The sequence below is a fragment of the Mesorhizobium sp. A623 genome, from assembly GCF_054489405.1.
In genome coordinates this window covers 12,854-33,349 of the sequence record NZ_JBTMXB010000039.1, presented here as the reverse complement: position 1 = coordinate 33,349, position 20,496 = coordinate 12,854, and the positions used below count along the sequence as shown (strand labels likewise).

17 protein-coding genes are annotated in these 20,496 nt (G+C 62.7%); 3 read left to right on the top strand and 14 right to left on the bottom strand.

What is annotated here, in order from left to right; genetic code table 11:
• The first annotated feature begins 436 nt into the window (after window positions 1–436).
• Window positions 437–2,401, top strand: a complete 1,965-nt coding sequence (locus tag ACX3P1_RS24155) for a peptidoglycan DD-metalloendopeptidase family protein (protein ID WP_459082124.1) — start codon at window positions 437–439, stop codon at window positions 2,399–2,401.
• A gap of 97 nt (window positions 2,402–2,498) precedes the next feature.
• Here the strand turns inward: ACX3P1_RS24155 and ACX3P1_RS24150 are convergent, their stop codons facing one another.
• The 8 genes from ACX3P1_RS24150 to ACX3P1_RS24115 form a co-directional block, all read right to left on the bottom strand.
• The gene (locus ACX3P1_RS24150) at window positions 2,499–4,028 is read right to left on the bottom strand and encodes an MFS transporter (RefSeq protein ID WP_459082123.1); all 1,530 of its coding nucleotides are present in this window, start codon (window positions 4,026–4,028) and stop codon (window positions 2,499–2,501) included.
• A gap of 101 nt (window positions 4,029–4,129) precedes the next feature.
• A complete protein-coding gene (locus ACX3P1_RS24145; protein WP_459082122.1) occupies window positions 4,130–5,575 on the bottom strand; it encodes a L,D-transpeptidase family protein in 1,446 nt (481 codons plus the stop codon).
• Between the two features lie 202 nt (window positions 5,576–5,777).
• Window positions 5,778–8,387, bottom strand: coding sequence for an ATP-dependent chaperone ClpB (gene clpB / locus ACX3P1_RS24140; protein WP_459082121.1), 2,610 nt, complete (start codon window positions 8,385–8,387; stop codon window positions 5,778–5,780).
• Window positions 8,388–8,601: 214 nt separating this feature from the next.
• On the bottom strand, window positions 8,602–9,489 hold the full coding sequence (locus ACX3P1_RS24135; protein ID WP_459082120.1) for a DUF4167 domain-containing protein: 888 nt from the start codon (window positions 9,487–9,489) through the stop codon (window positions 8,602–8,604).
• Between the two features lie 299 nt (window positions 9,490–9,788).
• Window positions 9,789–10,700, bottom strand: a complete 912-nt coding sequence (gene prmC / locus ACX3P1_RS24130) for a peptide chain release factor N(5)-glutamine methyltransferase (RefSeq protein ID WP_459082119.1) — start codon at window positions 10,698–10,700, stop codon at window positions 9,789–9,791.
• A 12-nt stretch (window positions 10,701–10,712) separates the two neighbouring features.
• Complete coding sequence (gene prfA / locus ACX3P1_RS24125) at window positions 10,713–11,789, bottom strand: peptide chain release factor 1 (protein WP_459082118.1); 1,077 nt, start codon at window positions 11,787–11,789, stop codon at window positions 10,713–10,715.
• Window positions 11,786–14,056 (bottom strand): phosphoenolpyruvate--protein phosphotransferase, encoded by a 2,271-nt coding sequence (gene ptsP, locus ACX3P1_RS24120; protein ID WP_459082117.1) that lies wholly within the window; start codon window positions 14,054–14,056, stop codon window positions 11,786–11,788. The genes prfA and ptsP overlap by 4 nt, the downstream gene beginning before the upstream one ends.
• Window positions 14,057–14,143: 87 nt before the next feature.
• Window positions 14,144–15,397, bottom strand: coding sequence for an aspartate kinase (locus ACX3P1_RS24115; protein ID WP_459082116.1), 1,254 nt, complete (start codon window positions 15,395–15,397; stop codon window positions 14,144–14,146).
• Between the two features lie 217 nt (window positions 15,398–15,614).
• Between ACX3P1_RS24115 and ubiG the strand changes: the two genes are divergently transcribed.
• Window positions 15,615–16,379, top strand: coding sequence for a bifunctional 2-polyprenyl-6-hydroxyphenol methylase/3-demethylubiquinol 3-O-methyltransferase UbiG (gene ubiG, locus ACX3P1_RS24110; RefSeq protein ID WP_459082115.1), 765 nt, complete (start codon window positions 15,615–15,617; stop codon window positions 16,377–16,379).
• 44 nt (window positions 16,380–16,423) lie between these two features.
• On the opposite strand, the gene ACX3P1_RS24105 is transcribed toward ubiG, so the two are convergent.
• The 4 genes from ACX3P1_RS24105 to ACX3P1_RS24090 are packed head-to-tail and all read right to left on the bottom strand — an operon-like array spanning window position 16,424 to window position 18,800.
• Window positions 16,424–16,849 carry a DUF1178 family protein gene (locus ACX3P1_RS24105; protein ID WP_459082114.1) on the bottom strand — a complete coding sequence of 142 codons (426 nt, stop codon included), beginning with the start codon at window positions 16,847–16,849 and terminating at the stop codon, window positions 16,424–16,426.
• Window positions 16,846–17,709: a carbon-nitrogen hydrolase family protein gene (locus ACX3P1_RS24100; RefSeq protein ID WP_459082113.1), complete on the bottom strand. Its 864-nt coding sequence runs from the start codon at window positions 17,707–17,709 to the stop codon at window positions 16,846–16,848. Before ACX3P1_RS24100 ends, ACX3P1_RS24105 begins: the two co-directional genes overlap by 4 nt.
• Window positions 17,710–17,711: 2 nt before the next feature.
• Window positions 17,712–17,990, bottom strand: a complete 279-nt coding sequence (grxC, locus tag ACX3P1_RS24095) for a glutaredoxin 3 (protein ID WP_459082112.1) — start codon at window positions 17,988–17,990, stop codon at window positions 17,712–17,714.
• A 24-nt stretch (window positions 17,991–18,014) separates the two neighbouring features.
• The gene (locus tag ACX3P1_RS24090) at window positions 18,015–18,800 is read right to left on the bottom strand and encodes a ComF family protein (RefSeq protein ID WP_459082126.1); all 786 of its coding nucleotides are present in this window, start codon (window positions 18,798–18,800) and stop codon (window positions 18,015–18,017) included.
• Between the two features lie 64 nt (window positions 18,801–18,864).
• On the opposite strand from ACX3P1_RS24090, the gene ACX3P1_RS24085 reads away from it, so the two are divergent.
• Complete coding sequence (locus ACX3P1_RS24085) at window positions 18,865–19,737, top strand: methyltransferase domain-containing protein (protein ID WP_459082111.1); 873 nt, start codon at window positions 18,865–18,867, stop codon at window positions 19,735–19,737.
• A 15-nt stretch (window positions 19,738–19,752) separates the two neighbouring features.
• Here the strand turns inward: ACX3P1_RS24085 and ACX3P1_RS24080 are convergent, their stop codons facing one another.
• Window positions 19,753–19,935, bottom strand: coding sequence for a Flp family type IVb pilin (locus ACX3P1_RS24080; RefSeq protein WP_459082110.1), 183 nt, complete (start codon window positions 19,933–19,935; stop codon window positions 19,753–19,755).
• 114 nt (window positions 19,936–20,049) lie between these two features.
• Window positions 20,050–20,391 carry a hypothetical protein gene (locus tag ACX3P1_RS24075; protein ID WP_459082109.1) on the bottom strand — a complete coding sequence of 114 codons (342 nt, stop codon included), beginning with the start codon at window positions 20,389–20,391 and terminating at the stop codon, window positions 20,050–20,052.
• Between the last annotated feature and the right edge of the window lie 105 nt (window positions 20,392–20,496).

Below are 20,496 nucleotides of genomic sequence, written 5' to 3'. Positions count from 1 at the left end.
CGAACCTCTTCGGCGCCGGCGGCGAACCGCCCTCGTTGATGAGGCGTATATAGTCGCCACCTACACGAACTGTCAACACGCATTTCGATCTTTTTCGTGTTTTATCAGCAGAAAGCCGTCAGCCGGCTTTTTCGTAGCCGGCTTATGCGGGGCATTCGCATTCGCAGGCACGATACCCGCGCCAAAACCCTGTCGCAGCCATAATGACGGCAACCGTACTGGCGCTGGTGGTATCCTGATTCCGGCCACGCTTTTGCCCGCTTCATCAGGAAAGAAGACGGAATGCCGAGCATAGGCTGTGCGACCGCCCTTATAGGAATGACGTAAACGGGGATCGAGACGCGGTCGGGTTTCGTTGACTTAGCCCGGCGCGACAGGCAAATGTCACGGATACGTCGAAAGCAGTAACCCGCCGGGGAAGAAGCAGCCGTCCTGGATGCCAGACACGCAAGAGGTCATAGCCGAACTCGGCAACCAGCCGCCGCTCATCGCGGACGGCCGCAGCGGTCCTCCCGACCGTCGCGAGGTTTCGGCGCGCTGGCTGTCCGGCACGTTCCTGACCGGCCTAACCTCCAGCGTATTGATGGGCGTCGCCCTGTTCGCGGCGCTTGACGGACGCCAGCAACTTGCCACGCCGCCCGAGATCGCCCAGCTGATTGGCCTGGCCGACGGGGCCGATTCCGGCGAAGGCGCAAAGACGACGCGGCTGGTGCCGCTGCGCCAGATCGCCAAGGCCAAGGATCGGCGGCGCATGGAAGTGTCGATGGTCACCAAGGTTGGCGACCGCGACGTTATCCACACCATTCCCTTCGTGCAGATAAAAATGGCATTGGCCGCCGGCCACACGACGACCCGTGCCTATCCACCTTTCGATCCGATGCAGGTTTTTGGCGACGACGCGCCGGCCCAGCCGGCCACCAGTACCGCCAGTGCCGGCCAGATTTACGGCGCCAAGGTCGAAAGCGAGATGTCGCTGAAGACCATCGACTTCCCGATCGACACCGCCGCCTTTGACGAAAAGAACGACCTTTCCGCCAACGAGGTGGAAAAGGTGGTGCGGGAAGCCGGCGCCGACCTTGGCGACGGCGCCATCCATGTCGCGGCACTTCATTATGTCGACCCCCAGCGCTTCGGCGACCAGCTGGCGCAAAGCATGGCCGGGTCGTACGGCGTCAAGATCGTGCCTGAAAACGTGTCCGTCTCCCCGCGCGCCGATGCCGACGACCATGCGCCGTTTTTCGCCGAGGAGATCATTCCCTTCACGAAGGATTACGGCATTGCCGACGCCTTCGCGGACTCCGGCTATACCGGCGATGACGCGACCGGCATGGCCGAGGCGATCGGCAAACTGCTGAATGCGTCGGCGCTCAAGGCGGGAACCGTCCTGCGCGTATGCCTGGAAGTCGACGGCGACGTGGCCAAGGTCGTGCGTGCGAGTGTCTATGACAAGACCCAGCATATCGTCACCATCGCGCTGGACGACGACGGCCAGTACGTCCCGGCCAGGGAGCCCGAGCCCAATCCCGAATTGCTGACGGCATTCGACGATTCGAAGCCGGTAGCCGTGCGCGGCAGCCTGCCGAACATTTATGACGGCATCTATCGCGCGGCCTATTCCTACGGAATGACCAAGACGATGACCAAGCAATTGGTCAGGCTGCTGGCGTCGAATGTCGATTTCCAGTCACGCCTTACCGCGTCGGACCGCATGGAAGTGCTGTTCTCCCAGCCCGATAGCGACGATCAGGCATCGGACGAGTCGGAATTGCTCTACGTGTCCGCGACCTTCGGCGGCCAGACACGCACCCTCTACCGGTTCCAGATGCAGGATGGCGAAGCCGACTATTTCGATCAGGATGGGCGTAGCGCCGAACAGTTCCTGCTGCGCAATCCGCTGCCGGCCGGGAGATTCCGCTCCGGCTTCGGGGCCCGGCGCCACCCGATCCTGGGCTATGTGCGCATGCATACCGGCGTCGATTGGGCGGCCCCCGTCGGCACGCCGATCATCGCTGCGGGCAATGGCGTCATCGAGAAAGCCGGCTGGGCTGGCGGCTACGGCAAGCAGATCATGATTCGCCACGCCAATGGCTACGAGACATCCTATAATCACCAGAGCGCCTTTGCCAAAGGAATGGTGGCTGGCGTGCGCGTGCGCCAGGGCCAGATCATCGGCTATCTCGGCCAGACAGGCTTGGCCACCGGCCCCCATTTGCACTACGAACTGATCGTCAACGGCACCAAGGTTGACCCGATGCGCGTGCGCCTACCCGTCGGCAAAACGCTGAAGGGCGAAGATCTGGTCGCCTTCAAGCGGGAGCGCGAACGCATCGACGACCTTTTGAAGCAGGAAGATGCGGATCAATTGAAAGTCGCCAGCGCAAAAGTCGACAGCGGGAGCTAGAGCGGCGGACGCTCGGATAAATCCGCGCTGCCGCTCTATCCTTTTGTTTGAGCATCGGATTTTCCGAAAACCGGTAACCACTTTTCGGTCCGATGCTTTAGTTTGCTTCCTGCGGCGAGCCTTCACCGGGAATCGTTGTCCAGGCGATAATTGCCGAGAGCAGGCATAATAGTACCGTAACGGATGCCACCGCCGCGAACGCCGCGTCCCCGGCAGCGATGCGTTTCGCGTCGAGCGCCGGCGAAAGGCCGGCGGGCGCCGGTTCGCCGAATCCGACGATTGCCCCCGGCATGCCGAACGCATTTGCATACACCCACGCCGCTAGTGAACCCATCGCGGCAACGGCAAAAAGGCCGGCAATGCGCGAAACGGCGTTGTTTATGCCGGACGCTGCGCCGGTGTCCTTGTCGTCGACGGCCGTCATGACAGCCGTCGATAGCGGCGACACGACAAGCGCCATGCCAAGCCCCATCAACGCGGTCAGCGGGAAAGCGCCGGTCCAGAAACGATGCGCGCCGGAATAGGTCAGGATTGCCAGGCCGGCAAACGCCAAAGCAACCAGGAGATTGCCGGCCGTAAGCGGCAGGCGCGGTCCGGTTCTATCGGAAAAGCGACCGGCCGGACCCGACAAAAGGGCGATGCAGGCTGAGAGCGGGACAAAGATGAACCCGACCTCGCCGGCACTCAATCCCCAGCCGGCAATGAGCAGCATCGGCAGGTAAAAAAGGTTCGCCGACAGCGCGAAATAGAGAAAGAAGGTCACGATATTGGCGCCGGCAAACGCACGGTTCCTGAACAGCGCCAGTTCGATCATCGGCTCACGCTGGCGCCGCTCCCACAAAATGAAACAAATGAGTAGCGCCATGCCCGCTGCGATGCTCAGCCCTGGAGCGCGATTATGCCCTGCCTCGCTGATCGCCGTGAGCCCATAGGCAAGGCTGCCGAAAGCCAGCGTCGCAAGGGCGGCGCCGCCAAGATCGAGCGAGCGTTTGGCGACCGCCTTATCATTGGGAACCTTGGCCAGCAGGAGGTAGATGGAAATCGCGCCCAGCGGCAGGTTGATGGCAAAGATCGCGCGCCAGATGCTGTCATCGAAGGAAGCCAGCAACAGGCCCCCGAGCACAGGCCCGAGCGCCGTCGTCAAGGCCGATGCCGATGCCCAGATACCGATGGCTCGTCCGCGCTCTTTCTTGGGATAGGCTTTTGCGATGATGGCGAGACTGCAGGGCACCATGATCGCCGCGCCCAAACCCTGGACCGCTCGAAACACGATGAGAAGCGCCGCGCTCGGCGCCAGCGCGCAGGCAAGCGACGCCAGGATAAAGACCGCAATGCCGGCAACGAAGGTGTGGCGCATGCCGAAACGGTCGCCGGCCGCCCCACCGGCCAGGATCAGCGCCGAGAGCGTCAGCGCATAGCCGTTGGATATCCATTGCGCGTCGGCGAAACTGGCGCCGAGATCGGCGCGGATTGCGGGAATGGCGATGGCCAGAACCGAACCGTCGATAAAACCCAGCGCGGAGGCAAGGATTGCCGCAATCAGGACGAAGTGACGACGATTCTGCGGACAAAAGGCACCGCCATTCGGCGCGACAGCTGCTTCCTCTTTGGCATGGCTTGGCAGCATCGTCTAGAATCCGCGCTTCACACAAACAGGATGCGCGCGAGAGTACGCCGCCGCAAGTGGGCTTCCCGATGCTGGATCATCGGCGAAACTGGCGATCGGGCTTAATCCATGAACTCCACCGTCACGCCCGGCTTCACCAGTTTGGCCAGTTCGCGCGCGTCCCAATTGGTCAGGCGAACGCAGCCATGGCTCTCGGTCTTGCCGATTTTGGTCGGATCGGGCGTGCCGTGGATGCCGTAAGTCGGCTTGTCGAGCGCAATCCAGACCGATCCGACCGGTCCGTTCGGACCTGGCGGAATGGTCAGCACCTTGTCGTTCTCGCCTTGCTTGAAATTGATCTTCGGGTTGTAGGTATAGTTCGGGTCCAGGGCTACTCGGGTCACGGCATGCGTGCCCGAGGGCGAAGGCGTATCTGTGGAGCCGATCGTCGCCGGATAAGCGGCGACCAGTTTTCCCTCCGCATCGTAGGCTCGCACCTGCTTCATGGCCTTGTCGGCAAGGATACGCGCTACCGGAGTGCTGACGAGCCTGCCGAAATTGGCGACCTTGATGATCGTGCCCGGCCGGTTGAAATTGGCTTCTGGATTGAGCGCCTTGAGATAGTTCTCGTCCATATGGAACCGCTCGGCCAGCGCCTCCGTAACCGTCGTAAAACTCAGCCGGTCGAGCTTTGCCTTGTCGCTGTAGTCTGATGGCACCGAAGCGACGTAAGGACCGGCAGCATCTTCAGCCGTGATGGTATAGGAGGCAAACGCATCGCCGCCCGTGCGCGCCAGCGCCTCAGTTATGCCGACCGTGTCGGTCGTCCTCAATTGCGTGCCGGTTATTTCCCGATAGGCGGCAAGGGCCTTGTCGACATTGGAGCCGAACCTGCCATCGATGACGCCCGGCGAGGCGCCGACGCGATCCATCAGGACTTGCAGCGCCGCCACGTCCTCGCGTGCGCCGAGCGCCAGATGCGAATTGAGCTTGGCAGCCTGCGCATCCCCCGGATGCGCAGGCACGACCACAACCTCCGGCTCGGCCGAATCGATAGAGGCCTGATCAAGCGGCTCGCTGGTAATCTTCCCACGCTGCACGTCGCGTGGCGCCTGCGGCTCTTCCGGGTAGGCCTCGCCATAACTTCCGTCGTCCAGCGGAATGGCCTCGCTATACGGATCGCTTTCCTGCACGGGCGGGTAGAGGCCGCCTTCCTCTTCCATCTGCCTTCGACGCAGCCGCGCCAGGTCTTCGGGATCGTCCAGATAATACCGGTCATCCCGTTGCTGGCGCAATTGGCGGCGGCGTTCGTCCAGGCGAAGGGATCGGCGGTCGAGACGGGTTTGCGGGGGCTGTATCGCGACCACCTTGCCGGTGAAGGAATCGACGATCACCCGATTGCCCTTGCCGTCGAAATAGACTTCGTAGTCGCCATTCTGGGCAACGATAATGCCAGGCTCGGCAGTCGGCACCGTTTGCTCCTGCCCATCCGGAGATGGCACCGCAGCGGCAAGCACCGGCGACGAAACCAAGGCAAATATCGAAAGGGTGAGTAACATGCGAAGCATGGCAGCTATTCCGGGTCCTGTTCGCCGTCGCGCGGCGCTATGCTCAACTGACAATCCAAAATAGGGTTCCAACATGAACCGGGCATGAAAATGGCAGCTACCGCTGCGCCGTATGCGACAAGGCGCCGACCGCAGGCTTTAGCCGGCGAATCAGCGCCTCGATCTTACCCGAGCAGGCCCGCGAGAACAGTGGCCCGCGAAATCAGGCGGCGTCGGCCTCCGCGACGAGCGTGGGCTTCGACCTGAAGTTCAGCCGGTCGGACCCGGCCGTCACCTTGACGGTAGAACCGTCGAGGATGTCGCCCATCAGGATTTTCTCCGCCAGCGGGTCTTGCAGTTCCTTCTGCATCGCCCGCTTCAGCGGCCTTGCCCCATAGGCAGGGTCGTAACCCTTCGCCGCCAGCCACTCCACCGCATCCTTGTCGAGGTCGAGCGTGATCTTGCGGTCGACAAGCAGGCTTTCCAGCCGCTTGAGCTGGATTTCCACGATGCGGCCCATATCCTGCCGGCGCAGCCGGTGGAACAGGATGATCTCGTCGATCCGGTTCAGGAATTCCGGCCTGAACGAGGCGCGCACGACGTTCATGACGTCGTCGCGCACCAGATCGACATCCTGGTCCTCGGTGAGATTGACCAGATATTCGGAACCAAGGTTGGAGGTCATGACGATCAGCGTGTTGCGGAAATCGACCGTACGGCCCTGCCCATCGGTCAGCCGCCCATCGTCAAGCACCTGCAGAAGGACGTTGAAGACATCGGGATGCGCCTTTTCGATCTCGTCGAACAGGATGACCTGATAGGGCCTGCGCCGCACCGCTTCGGTCAGCGCACCGCCTTCCTCATAGCCGACATAGCCGGGAGGCGCGCCGATCAGGCGCGAGACCGAATGCTTTTCCATGAACTCCGACATGTCGATGCGAACCATCGCGCTTTCGTCGTCGAACAGGAAATTAGCCAACGCCTTGGTCAGTTCGGTCTTGCCGACGCCAGTCGGCCCGAGGAACATGAACGAGCCGAGCGGCCGGTTCGGGTCCTGAAGGCCGGCGCGCGCACGGCGAACGGCTTTCGACACCGCCTGCACCGCCTCGCCCTGGCCGACGACGCGCTTGCCGATCTCGTCTTCCATGCGCAACAACTTGTCGCGCTCGCCTTCCAGCATCTTGTCGACCGGAATGCCGGTCCAGCGCGAGACGATGTGCGCGACGTGGTCGGGCGTGACCACCTCCTCGACCATCCCGGGTCCTTTTCCGTCATGGGACTCGGCTAGCTTCAGCTTCTTTTCGAGTTCCGGGATCGTGCCATAGGCAAGCTCGCCGGCGCGCTGGAACTCGCCCTTGCGCTGGGCAATCGCCAGTTCGTTGCGGGCATCGTCCAGATTCTTCTTGAGATCGGCGGCATGCCCGAGTTTCTGCTTCTCGGCCTGCCATTTCGTGGTGATCGTGGCCGATTCCTCTTCAAGCCCGGACAGTTCCTTTTCGAGCCGGACCAGCCGGTCCTTCGAAGCGTCGTCGGTTTCCACCTTCAGCGCCTCGCGCTCGATCTTGAGCTGCATGATACGGCGGTCGATCTCGTCCAGCGCCTCCGGCTTGGAGTCGACCTGCATGCGCAGCCGCGAAGCCGCCTCGTCCATCAGATCGATCGCCTTGTCGGGCAGGAAACGGTCGGAAATGTAGCGGTTGGACAGGGTCGCCGCCGAAACCAGCGCCGAATCGGATATGCGCACCTTGTGGTGCTGCTCGTATTTTTCCTTCAGGCCGCGCAGGATCGAGATGGTGTCTTCTACCGACGGCTCATCGACGAACACCGGCTGGAAGCGGCGTGCAAGGGCGGCGTCCTTTTCGATATATTTGCGGTATTCGTTCAGCGTGGTCGCCCCAACGCAATGCAACTCACCGCGCGCCAGCGCCGGCTTCAACAGGTTGGACGCATCCATCGCGCCGTCCGCCTTGCCGGCACCGACCAGCGTGTGCATCTCGTCGATGAACAGGATGATGCCGCCGGCCGCCGACGTGACTTCCGACAGAACGGCCTTGAGCCGCTCCTCGAATTCGCCGCGATATTTGGCGCCTGCAATCAACGCGCCCATGTCGAGCGCCATCAACTGCTTGTCCTTCAGCGATTCCGGCACGTCGCCATTGACGATGCGCAGCGCCAGCCCTTCGGCGATCGCCGTCTTGCCGACGCCCGGCTCCCCGATCAGGACCGGATTGTTCTTGGTGCGGCGCGACAGAACCTGGATCGTGCGGCGAATTTCCTCGTCGCGCCCGATCATCGGATCGAGTTTCCCCGCCCGCGCATCAGCGGTGAGATCGCGCGCATATTTCTTCAGCGCGTCGTAGCCCTGCTCGGCGGTCGCCGAATCGGCGGTGCGTCCCTTGCGCAAATCGTTGATCACCTGGTTCAGCGCCTGTGCGGTGACGCCGGCCTTGGCAAGAATGTCGGCGGTTTTCGCCGACTTCTCCATGGCAAGCGCCTGCAGGAGCCGCTCGACGGTGACGAAACTGTCGCCGGCCTTCTTTGCCAGTTCCTCGGCGGTCGAAAACACCTTGGCCAGGGGCTGCGCCAGATAAAGCTGGCCGTTGCCGCCTTCCACCTTGGGCATGGCTTCGAGTGCCGTCTCGACGCCAAGCTTGACGTCGCGCGCATTGCCGCCGGCGCGTTCGATCAGCGACGCGGCCAGGCCCTCGTCGTCATCGACGAGCACTTTCAGGATATGTTCGGGGGTGAATTGCTGGTGGTTGCGCGACAGCGCCATTGTTTGTGCGGACTGGATAAAGCCGCGCACGCGCTCGGAGTATTTTTCAAGATCCATAATCGTCTCCCTTCCGTCACCGGCCCGCTTCGCGGCACCGAATCGGACTGCGGTGAGGAACCCGCCAATGTGGCCGGGTCCAGTTCGGGATAGATATGGGGCGCGATCTTCTGTCGCTCAAGGCTCGCGGCCTTGCAGCCGGCAAAAAACCGGACGGCCGAAAAGCAAAACGGCGGGTGATGCCCGCCGCTTACTTTGGATTGAACCTAGCCGATCAGCTTTCGCTGACGGCCGGTTCGACTGCGGCGGCTTCCGCCGGCGCTTCCGCACCTTCGGCTGCCGCACTGTCAGCGCTTACGCGTGGCCGGCGCGGGCGGCGCGGCCGCCTCGGCGTCTCGGCCGCAGCTTCGTTAAGCTCGGCGCGAGCGGCCAATTCGGCAGGTGACAGGTGTTCGGAGGAAGCGACAGGCGCGGCAACGGCTTCGGAAGCAGCGTCCGCCGCAATCGCCGGCGACGCATCGGACGAAGCCGGCGCACCGTTTTGCCGGTCCGCCTCGTCTCGCGATCCGTTCTGTTCGCCACGCGACTGGTGATCGCCGCGCTGGCCATTCTGGCCATAGCCGCGACTGGGCCGGCGTTCGCGCTGGCGACTATTTCGCTCCTCTGATCCGCCCTCGCCGGCAGATTCGGTATTGAGCGCGATTTCGGCTGGCGTGCCCTCGATGACAGGCTGCGGGCCCGATCCGTTGTTGGCGCGCTCGGTCGACGAGTCAGCCTGCGCATTGTGGCCGTTGTTGTCGAAATCGTCGCGATCTTCGTCGCCGTCATCGTCAAAATCGTCGCGGTTATTCTGGACGTTCTGGACGGGCATCTGCGCCTGCGCGGCGGCAATGATGCGGTTGTAATGTTCGGCGTGCTGAAGATAGTTTTCAGCCATGACGCGGTCGCCGGAGCTTTGGGCGTCGCGCGCCAGCGTCGCGTATTTTTCGGCGATCTGCTGAGCCGATCCTCGGATCTTCACATCCGGGCCGTTGCTCTCATAATTACGGGTCAGCGGGTTAGGTCCCTTGCGGTTGTTATTATTATTATTGTTGCTGTTGCCGCCACCGCCGCCATTGTTGTTGCGACCGCGCATGCGCCTGTTCTGCTGTTGTGGCCTCATCAGACTCTCTTCATTGTGGAAATTTGAAAAACTTCTTGCAGACGGCGGCGCTCATGCGTCCTGCCGTTTCGGTGTTTCACCGGTGTTCGCCCGCATCGATTGCGTTGGCGCTACTTGCCATCCTGCTCGGTTGCGTATCACTTGCCAGACGGTTCCCGCTCGAAGCTTGGCGTCGTTCGCACAAGGGGCAGATGTTTCCAAGGAACCCGAATCGTTGGAGCACTGCCTGCTTCGTCTCGTCCGGTTAAAAAACCCTAGCGGTATTCCCTGGCGTTGCCAAGCGTTTTTTCGCTGCCGTTTCAGTCTATTTTACGGGTAATTCCTGCATATTTGCCTGCAGATACGAAGATCAGCGCCCGGTCATTCCCGGCGAGATCGCAAAACGCTTCAGCAACAGTAAAACCCGCCATCGCGAAGACATTGGCTACGTCGTGTTTTTGCGTACTGCCGATTTCCACGGCAACACATCCACCCGCTTCCAGATATTTCTCGACCTGGCCTGCAATGATACGATAGGCATCAAGCCCGTCTTCACCACCGTCCAAAGCCCGGTGCGGATCGAAACTGCGCACCTCGACCTGCAAGTTTTGTACGTCGATGGAGCTTATATAGGGCGGGTTGGACACGATTACATCGTAACGCCCTGAAATTTTCGAAAACCAGTCCGACTGGAGCGCCATGAAGCGGTCGGCAAGGCCCAGTTTCGCGGCATTGCGCATTGCGGTCGCAAGCGCGTCGCCGGAAATATCGACGCCGGTTGCAGTCGCCTCGGGAACGGTAGCGAGAAGCGCCAGCGCAATCGCCCCGGTTCCCGTGCCGAGATCGAGAATTCGGCATTTGCCATTGCGCGCGACGACGGCCCGCACCAGAGGCAGGACTGCCTCGACCAGCGTTTCCGTGTCCGGGCGAGGTTCGAGCGTTTCCGCCGACAGGTGGAGTCTCAAACCGTAGAATTCGCGAAAACCCAGGATGCGATGCACCGGCTCGCCCGAAATCCGGCGCTGCAAAGCCTGGTTTATCGCTTCGACAACAGCCACGTCGACCAACCGACCGGGTTCCGTGATCGCCTGCGTTCGCGTCGTGCCGGAAAAGTGTTCCACCAACAGACGCGCATCGAGCACCGGGGTTTCAACGCCCGCATCGCTCAATATTCGCCGTGCCTCGCGATGGAGTGCAGCCAGCGATGTCGGGGCCTGGGCGGGCGAATTCATAGCCCGACAGCCTCAGTTTTCAACGATATCAGCGAGCAGCTTCGACTGATGATCGGCGATCAGCGCGTCAATAATCTCGTCCAACTCGCCCATCATCACGCGCTCGAGCTTGTACAGCGTCAGGTTGATGCGGTGGTCGGTAACGCGCCCTTGCGGAAAATTATAAGTACGGATGCGCTCCGAGCGGTCGCCCGAACCCACCTGCGATTTTCGCGACGACGAACGCTCCTCGTCGGCGCGGCTGCGTTCGAGGTCGTAGAGCCGCGCGCGTAAAATCTGCATGGCGCGCGCCCGGTTCTGGTGCTGCGATTTTTCCGCCTGCACCACCATGATTCCGGTCGGCAGGTGCGTGATGCGCACGGCCGAATCGGTGGTGTTGACGTGCTGGCCGCCCGAACCGGAAGCCCGCATCGTGTCGATGCGGATCTCGTCCGGCTTGATCTCGATATCGACCTCTTGCGCCTCGGGCAGCACCGCCACGGTAGCCGCCGACGTGTGGATGCGCCCTTGTGCCTCCGTCGCCGGCACACGCTGCACGCGGTGCACGCCGGATTCGAACTTCAGATGGGCAAACACGCCCTTGCCCGAAACGGTGGCAATGACCTCCTTGTAGCCGCCGGCGTCGCCCTCGCTGGCCGAAGCCGTTTCGAAACGCCAGCCGCGCTCAGTGGCGTAGCGCTCATACATGCGGAAAAGATCGCCGGCAAAAAGAGCAGCCTCGTCGCCGCCCGTGCCGGCCCGTATTTCCAGGATGGCGTTCTTGTCGTCGGCGGCATCCTTGGGCAAGAGCAGTATCTGGATGTCTTGTTGCAGCGCCTCGATGTTCTCCTCGACGCCTGGCAGATCGGCTTCGGCCAGCGCGCGCATCTCGGCATCGGTGCTCTTGTCGGCAAGCATCGCCTCAAGGTCCGCCTGCTCGGCCTCGGCGGCGCGCAACTCCCTGATCTTGCCCACCATGTCCTGGATTTCGGCATATTCCGAAGCCATTCTTACATAGGCATCGGGGGCCGGCCCGGCCGCCATCTGCGCTTCGAGCATGTCGAAGCGCTTGACGACTTGGTCCATGCGGTCGCGCGGAAGAGTGATCATAGGGGAATCGAGCGATCGTCGGCAAAGGCCTGCAACAGCGCCCGCATCGGCAGGCCGTTCGCCGGCGCGGAAAGGTTATCGGTGAAAAAGCGCTGCAATTCTTCCAGCGGCAGTTCGGTCAACATCGCCTTGACCGGGCCGATCGCGGCGGGCGACATGGAAATGGAACGGTAGCCAAGCCCGATCAGTGCCATGGCTGATATCGGCTTGCCGGCAAGTTCGCCGCACAAGGTGACCGGTGTAAGATTGCGATGACCGGCATCGGCGATCTGCTTCAGCACGCGCATGAACGGCACCGACAACGGGTCGAAGCGGTCGGACACCTGCGTGTTGCCGCGGTCGACCGCCATGACGAACTGGAACAGATCGTTCGAGCCGACGGAAACGAAATCGACGGCCTTCATCAGTTCGTCGAGCTGGAACAGCAACGCCGGCACTTCCAGCATGGCGCCAAGCTTCAGGCTGGTCGGCAGATGATGGGCAAAGCGCGACAGATGCCGCACCTCGCGGTCGATGATCTCGCGCGCTTGCGCGATCTCGCCGAGTTCGGTCACCATCGGCAGCATCAGCTTGAGTTCGCGGCCCCCGCACGCCTTGAGCAAGGCGCGGATCTGGGTACGCAACAGGCCCGGCCGGTCGAGCGTCAGCCGGATCGCGCGCCAGCCGAGCGCCGGGTTTTCCTCCTGCACCGATCCTTTGAAGTAAGGCAGCACCTTGTCGCCGCCAATGTCGATGGTGCGGAAAGTGACCGGCTTGCCGCGCGCCGCGTCGAGCACGTCGCGATAGAGCTTCTCCTGTGCTTCCGCACGCGGGAAGGTCGAAGCCACCATGAACTGCAATTCGGTGCGGAAAAGCCCGATGCCGGCCGCACCCGCCTCCGCCAGTTGCGGCAGGTCGACGGCCAGTCCGGCATTCATCAGAAGGTCGACCTGGACCCCGTCCTTGGTGATCGATGGCTGCTTGCGAAGTTCCCGGTAAACTTCCTGCCGGCGTGCGCGGAACCGTACCTTCTCGGCATAGGCGGCCTCCAGATCCGCCTGCGGACGCAGATGGATGATGCCTTCCTCGCCGTCGACGATGATGTCGTCGCCATTCTCCGACATGGAGACGGCGCCCTTCATGTGGCCGGCGACCGGAATGCCCATGGCGCGCGCCACGATGACGACATGGCTGGTGGCCGTCCCGTCCTCCAGCACCAGCCCGCGCAAATTCTCGCGCGGATAATCGAGCAGTTCCGCCGCCCCCATCGAGCGGGCGACGATGATGGCGTCCTTCGGCAGCCAGGCCGCCACGGCTTCAGGCCCGCGCCCCATCAACTGGCGCAACAGCCGGTTGGCGAGATCGTCGAAATCGCTCATCCGCTCACGCAGATACGGATCGGTCATGTGGATCATGCGCGCGCGCATGTCCGACTGCACCTTCTCGACCGCAGCCTCCGCCGTCAGGCCGTTGTGGATCGCCTCTTCCAGCCGGCGCACCCAGCCACGGTCATTGGCGAACATGCGATAGGCTTCCAGCACCTCGCGGTGCTCGCCCTCGAAGGCAACGTCGCGGCGTTCCAGCATGTCGTCGATGGACAGCCTGAGCGAGCCGAGCGACGTTTCCAGCCGCCGCACCTCTTCCTCGCTGTCCTCGTTGAACAGATTGGTGACGACGATGCGCGGCTCGTGCAGCACGACCTGCCCAAGACCGATGCCCTCGTTGAAGGAGAGGCCGGTAAAACTGACCGGACGCTTCAGGTCGAGTTCCAGTCCCTGCCGGTTGAGCCGTGCCAGGTCGCCGGTGGCGATCATCTCGGCGATGACCATCGCCGTGGTTTCCAGCGCCTCGACCTCGTCGTCGCGATAGGTGCGCATGGTCTTGTTCTGGACCACCAGCACGCCCAGCGTGCGCCCTGCCCTGAGCACCGGCACGCCGAGGAAGGAATTGTAAACTTCCTCGCCCGTTTCCGGCAGATAGGCGAAGGCCGGGTGCTCCTGCGCGTTGGACAGGTTGAGCGGGCGCGCACTCGCCGCGATCGAGCCGACAAGCCCTTGCCCCAGCCGCAACTGCGCCAAGTGGACGGCTTTGGGATTCAAGCCTTCCGTGGCGTAAAGCTCAAGCACCGAATCGGAGCGCAGCACGTAAAGCGAGCAGACCTCGGCGACCATGTTGGAGGCGATGTCGCGCACAATCCGGTCGAGCCGCTCCTGCGGCTCCATCGGCTCCTGCATGAGCTCGCGGAGCCGTTTCAGCAAAACGCGCGGGCCGCTGGCCGTATCACGCATCGCGGCTTGTTCTCCAATCGGCATTTCTGTACCGCCGCGGCTCCACCCGCGCCAGCTCTCACGCAAAGACTGACCTTAAAAGTCCTGCTACTGCTTATCCAGACCGTAGACGGAATGCAAAGTGCGAACCGCAAGTTCCGTGTAGGGACCGTCGATCAGGATCGAAATCTTGATCTCCGACGTGGTGATGGCGCGGATGTTGATGCCCTTGTCGGCCAGGGCCTTGAAGGCGGTCGCCGCGACGCCGGCATGGCTGCGCATGCCGATGCCGATCACCGAAACTTTCGACATGCCGTCGTCGTGCTGCACCATGTCGAAGCCGATATCGGCCTTTATCTTGTCCAGTGCCGCCAGCGCCCTGTCGACATCTCCCGACGGCACGGTAAAGGTCATGTCGGTGAGCTTGCCGTCCTCCGAAATGTTCTGGACGATCATGTCGACATTGATGCCGGCCTGCGCCAGCGGCCCAAAGATGCCGGCGGCAACGCCTGGGCGGTCGCCGACACGGCGCAACGATATTTGCGCCTCGTCCTTGGCATAGGCAATTCCGGTGACGACCTGCTGTTCCACGATTTCATCCTCGTCGCAAATAAGCGTTCCGGGCGGATTGTCGAAATCCCCCATTCCAGGCGCGTCCGGGTCCACGAAGGACGACCGCACGAAGGTGCGCACTTTATGAACCATGGCAAGTTCAACCGAGCGGACTTGCAAGACTTTGGCCCCAAGTGAGGCCATTTCAAGCATTTCCTCGAAGGAAATCTGCGCCAGCCGCCGCGCCTTCGGCTCCACGCGCGGGTCCGTCGTATAAACGCCGTCGACATCGGTGTAGATATCGCACCGGTCGGCCTTGACCGCCGCCGCTATGGCGACCGCGCTGGTGTCGGAGCCGCCGCGTCCGAGCGTGGCAATGCGGTTGTCCGGACCGATGCCCTGGAAGCCGGCGATCACCGCGACCTGGCCTTCGCCGAAGCGCTTGACCAGGAACGACCCGTCTATGTCGAGGATGCGCGCCGCGCCATGGCTGTTGTCGGTCTTGATCGGGATCTGCCAGCCCTGCCACGAGCGGGCGTGCACGCCCATGTTCTGAAGCGTGAGCGCAAGCAGGCCGGCCGTCACCTGCTCGCCGGAAGCGACGACGGCATCGTATTCGCGCGCATCGTGCATGGGCGAGGCTTCGCGCGTCCAGGCGACCAGTTCATTGGTCTTGCCGGCCATCGCCGAAACGACCACGGCAACCTCGTGGCCGGCATCCACTTCGCGTTTGACGTGGCGCGCCACATTGCGGATGCGGGCGATGTCGGCGACCGACGTTCCGCCGAATTTCATCACGATGCGCGCCATGGAAACGAAACGCCTTTGCCTGAATACCGGACCGAAGGGGCCGCAAATCAACGAGATGCGGCCCCCGGAAGTCGAGGCGCCACATTATTGCGGCCTCCTTAACCAAAAGACCGTGGCTGCGCAAGCAACAGAAATCCTGTCAGCGACCGGGAAATTGTTGCCTTGACATTCCAGCCGGCACACCCGACTTCCTAGGGCCGATCGAGGAGACCACGCAATGCCAAAGCCAGAACGATCGGTAGAGAAGCGATCGACGATCGACGCTGCGGAGGTGGAGCGCTTTTCCGCACTCGCCGCCGAATGGTGGAACCCGAACGGCAAATTCCGCCCGCTGCACAAGTTCAATCCGGTGCGTCTTGCCTATATCCGCGACCAAGTGGCGGAGCGTTTCGGCCGCGACCCGCGCGAAGCGCGGCCCTTCAAGGGCCTGCGGTTCCTCGACATCGGCTGCGGCGGCGGCTTGCTGTGCGAGCCGATGGCCCGCCTCGGCGCCGAAGTGGTCGGCGCCGACGCTTCCGCCACCAATATCGAGGTGGCGAAACTGCACGCCTCCGAATCGGGCGTCGAGATCGACTATCGCGCCACCACGGCGGAAGACCTTGCCGACTCCGGCGAGAAGTTCGACGTCATCCTCAACATGGAAGTGGTCGAACATGTAGCCGACATCGACCTGTTCCTCGGCAAGTGCGCCGATATGGTCAAGCCCGGCGGCATCATGTTCGTCGCCACTATCAACCGCACGCTGAAGGCGCTGGGTCTGGCCATCATCGGCGCCGAATACGTGCTGCGCTGGCTGCCGCGCGGCACCCACCAGTTCGGCAAGTTGGTGCGTCCCGAGGAATTGGAAAAGGCGTTGACGACCGCCGCGATGGCCATCATCGACCGCACCGGCGTCGTCTACCATCCGCTGGCCGACCGCTGGCAGCGCTCGACGGACATGGATGTCAACTACATGGTGCTGGCCGAAAAAGGCTCCGCCTGACCATTTTCAGGCGGCTTTGCCGTTCATTTGCTGCGGCTTGGAAGTCAGTTGCGGTCGTCTGGAAAGACCGGAACCGGCATGAAGTCGACACCGTCTTCAGCGAGGCTTTTTGCTTCTTCCAGCGTCGCTTCGCCATAGATTCCGCGCGGGTCGATTTCGCCGAAATGGATTTTGCGGGCTTCCTCGGCAAATTTGTCGCCGACATAGTCGGCGTTCCCGCGAATCTTTTCCGCCATGGCCTTGAGTTGCGCCATCGCCGCCTTCTGCGCGTCGCCCATGGCGAGCGCAACCTTTTCCCGGCTGCGTCCAGTCGAGACGGCCGGCGCCATCAGCGCCTTCTCGACCGCGTGGCTGCCGCAAGAGGGGCATTCGACAAAGCCGCGCTTGGCCTGCGTGTCGAAATCCTCGTTGCTGCGGAACCACCCCTCGAATGTGTGGGCATTGTCGCACTCAAGCGAAAAACGGATCAAGACGCCGCTCCCCTGAGTGCTGCTTCGCCAACGCCGGCATCGACGGTGAATTCTCGCGCATTCTTCAGGTTCGGAATTTTGCGGCGCGCAGCCAGCGATTGCGCCGGATCGATCTCGGCGACAATGACGCCAGGCTCCGCATCGGCAGCCTCGGCCAGCACCCTGCCCCATGGATCAACGATCAGCGAATGACCATAGGTTTCGCGGCCGTCCTCGTGCACACCGCCTTGCGCGGCGGCAATGACAAAAGCCCCGTTCTCGATGGCGCGGGCGCGCAACAGGACGTGCCAGTGCGCCTCGCCCGTTTGCCGGGTAAAAGCGGCCGGCACCGACAATATTTCCGCCCCGGCAAGCGCCTCGGCGCGAAACAGTTGCGGAAAGCGTAAATCGTAGCACACGGCAAAGCCGAGCCTGACCCCACCGATGTCGGCGACCACGGCCTGCTCGCCCGGCTCGTAGGCGGCCGACTCGCGCCAGCTTTCGCCATTGTCCAGATCGACGTCGAACATATGGATCTTGTCGTAGGTCGCCACGATCCTGCCCTGCGGCGATACCAGCAGCGCGCGGTTGGCGATCTTGCCGTCGGCACGCAGGATGCCCGTCGAACCGATATGCACGAAGATGCCAAGTTCCTTCGCCAGGCGACGCGCCGTGGCCACCACGATATCCCTGTCCTCGGTCGTATAGATCGCCTGCCGCGCATCCTTGTCGCGAACCATCGCCCCGGTCATTTCGGGCGTCTGCACATAGGTCGCGCCCTGCCCGGCGGCATTGCGCACCATCCGCTCCATCTCGGCGGCGTTGCGTTGCGGATCGGTGCCAGAACGCATCTGGATTGCCGCGGCCTTGAACACGCCCATCGTCAAGTTTCCTGTTTCAGTGCGGTAGCGGTAAGCATGGTATCCAGCCGCCCCGTCGTTTCAAGGTCATGGAGATCGTCGCAACCGCCGACATGCAGATCGCCGATGAATATCTGGGGGAAAGTCGAGCCGCCATGGGCGCGGCTGATCATCTCCTGGCGCAGTTCCGGAGAAAACGAGGCGTCGTGCTCGGTATAGGCGACGCCCTTGCGCTCGAGCAGGCGTTTGGCCGCCGCGCAATAGCCGCACATCATGCGGGTATAAATGGTGACATCAGCCATATCGGTCTTCCGTTGCGATACACCCTATATAGGGCCTGCTTCATCGGCTCGGAAGTCCCCCGGCAGCACGCGGGCGAAGGTCAGCACGTCGACGGCGCCTGCGCCCCCCTTCTTGAGCGCCTTGGCCATGGCCCGTGCGGTAGCGCCGGTCGTATAGACGTCGTCGATCAACAGCACCCGGCGACCGGCAACCTCTATTTCGCGCTCCACCGGGACGCGGAAGGCCGCCCGCACGTTTTCCTCGCGCTGGCGTCGTTCCAGCCCTACCTGCTGCTGCGTCGGCTTCACGCGTTTTACCGCCGACGGTGCAAACGGCACGCCGCCAAGGCGCGAAACGGCGCGGCCTAGTTCCGCGGACTGGTTGAATTGCCGCTTCAGGAAGCGCCGCCAGTGCAAGGGCACCGGCACGACCACATCCGCGTCAGCCACCAAGGCAGCGCCCGCCCGCATCATCCACCGCGCCATCCAGGGCGCAAGATCCGTTCGGTCCTGGTATTTCAGGCCGCTCACCATCTGCCGCGCGACGCCCGTATACGCAACCGCAGCCCGCGCCCGTCCGAACGGCGGCGGATCGGCGATCGCTTCCGCCGACAAGAAACCCTCGCCCATGTCATGAACGAACGGCGTACCCATCACCGGGCACCAGGGTAGCTCCAGCAGGCGTAATTTCGGCCAGCACAGCGCGCACAATACGCCGGGCTGCGAGACGTGACGGCGGCAACCGGCGCAAACCGGCGGGAACAGAAGCCGTGCCGGCCAGTTCAGCGCCGCTCTGGAAAGACCCTTGATATCTGCCATGGGATCGGCCACGTCACGCCTGTTGGCATTCTCGATCCAGACCTTAGCAGATGCCGTAACGACGGGAACCCTATCCGTGCAGCCAATTTTCGACACATCGCTGTTCCTGGCGCGCAAGCGCCGGGCCTTGGCCAATCCCGTTGCCGGCGCGGATTTCCTGATGCGGCGTGCCGGCGACGATCTGGCCGACAGGCTGAACGCCGTGGAGCGCCGGTTCGCCAGCGCCGCCACTCTTTTTTGCCAGACGGCAACGGCACGGGACGTTCTGGCTGCCAGCGAGAAAGTCGCCGATGTCGTGCGCGTCGAGGCCGATCCGGCCTTTCTCGCCGCAGAGCCGGGTGTGATTGCACCGCCGGAAACCGTGCCCTTCGAGCCGGAAAGCCTCGATCTTGCCGTGTCGCTCCTGTCCTTGCAGTCGATGAACGACATTCCGGGCATGCTGGCGCAGATACGCCGGGCGCTGCGGCCGGACGGCCTGTTTCTGGGCGCGTTTGCCGGGGCTGGAACGCTGGGCGAATTGCGCGAAAGTTTCCTCGCCGCAGAAAGCGAACTCTATGGCGGCGTCAGCCCGCGCGTGATCCCTTTTCCCGATGTGCGCGACGCGGGCGGCCTCTTGCAACGTGCTGGGCTCGCCCTGCCCGTTGCAGATGTCGAGACGGTGGTCGTGCGCTACGATACGCTGTTTTCGCTGATGGCCGACCTCAGGGCGATGGGCGAAACCAGTCCGCTGGTCGACCGTCCGCGCCGGCCCGGTACGCGAAAACTTTTTTCGCGCGCGGCGGAGATTTACGCGGAGCGTTTCGCCGACCCGGACGGCCGGATCAAAGCGAGTTTTTCCATCGTCTGGATGTCTGGATGGGCACCCGATGCCTCGCAGCAAAAGCCGTTGAAGCCAGGTTCGGCAAAGGTGTCACTTGCAAGCGCGCTGAGAGAAACCGGGCAAAACTGACGGAAGAACCACAGGTTAGTTTGCAGCGAACCCCTGCACCAGACGGCTGCTATTGTCGCTCCACAACCATTGCAGCGAATCGGCCAAGCCACCCACCCCGGCGAAAATGGCGAGCGATATCAGCGTCGCAATGAGGCTGTACTCGATAGCCGTGGCGCCAGTTTGATCGTTGATGAACCGGCAAAGCAGTCGTGTCATGGTCGTCGATCCTCTTGCTCCGACGCTAGCATCGACCCATTAAGAAAGGTTAACGGCACAGGCTTAACAAGCGGTGAAGGCCTGCGGAATAACTAGTCCTGGACCGTCGATGCTCTAGCAGTCGCCGCTGCGGCGGCCATTGGCGCGAATCACGCAAACGGATTCGGGCGAGGACTGGAGCACGCTGCGGCGGATGGTGTAGGTTCCGCCGCGCTCGATCGAGCCGGTGCTCATCGTGTCGATCCCGGCAAAGCCGTCGCGTGCGACCTGCCTGTTGTCGTTGCTGTTGTCGAGAAGCGGCACCGCGATCAGGGCCAGCGCAATGGCGACCGAACCGAACAACAGCGTGATCCGCAACAGGCCCATTCCGGCTTCGACGGCCCGCGAGCCTCGTTCCGGGCGTAGCGAGTCCCAGTCGTCAATCGATTCCCTGATCGAACTGTTGTCGAGGCCCATCGCACCAATCCCAAGAAAATCCCTCGCCGCACGGCGGCCGCACTAGGTCAATTTTTCACGGCAAGATTAAGCTTCCATTAATGATGATGGCGCAGCCGCGAAATA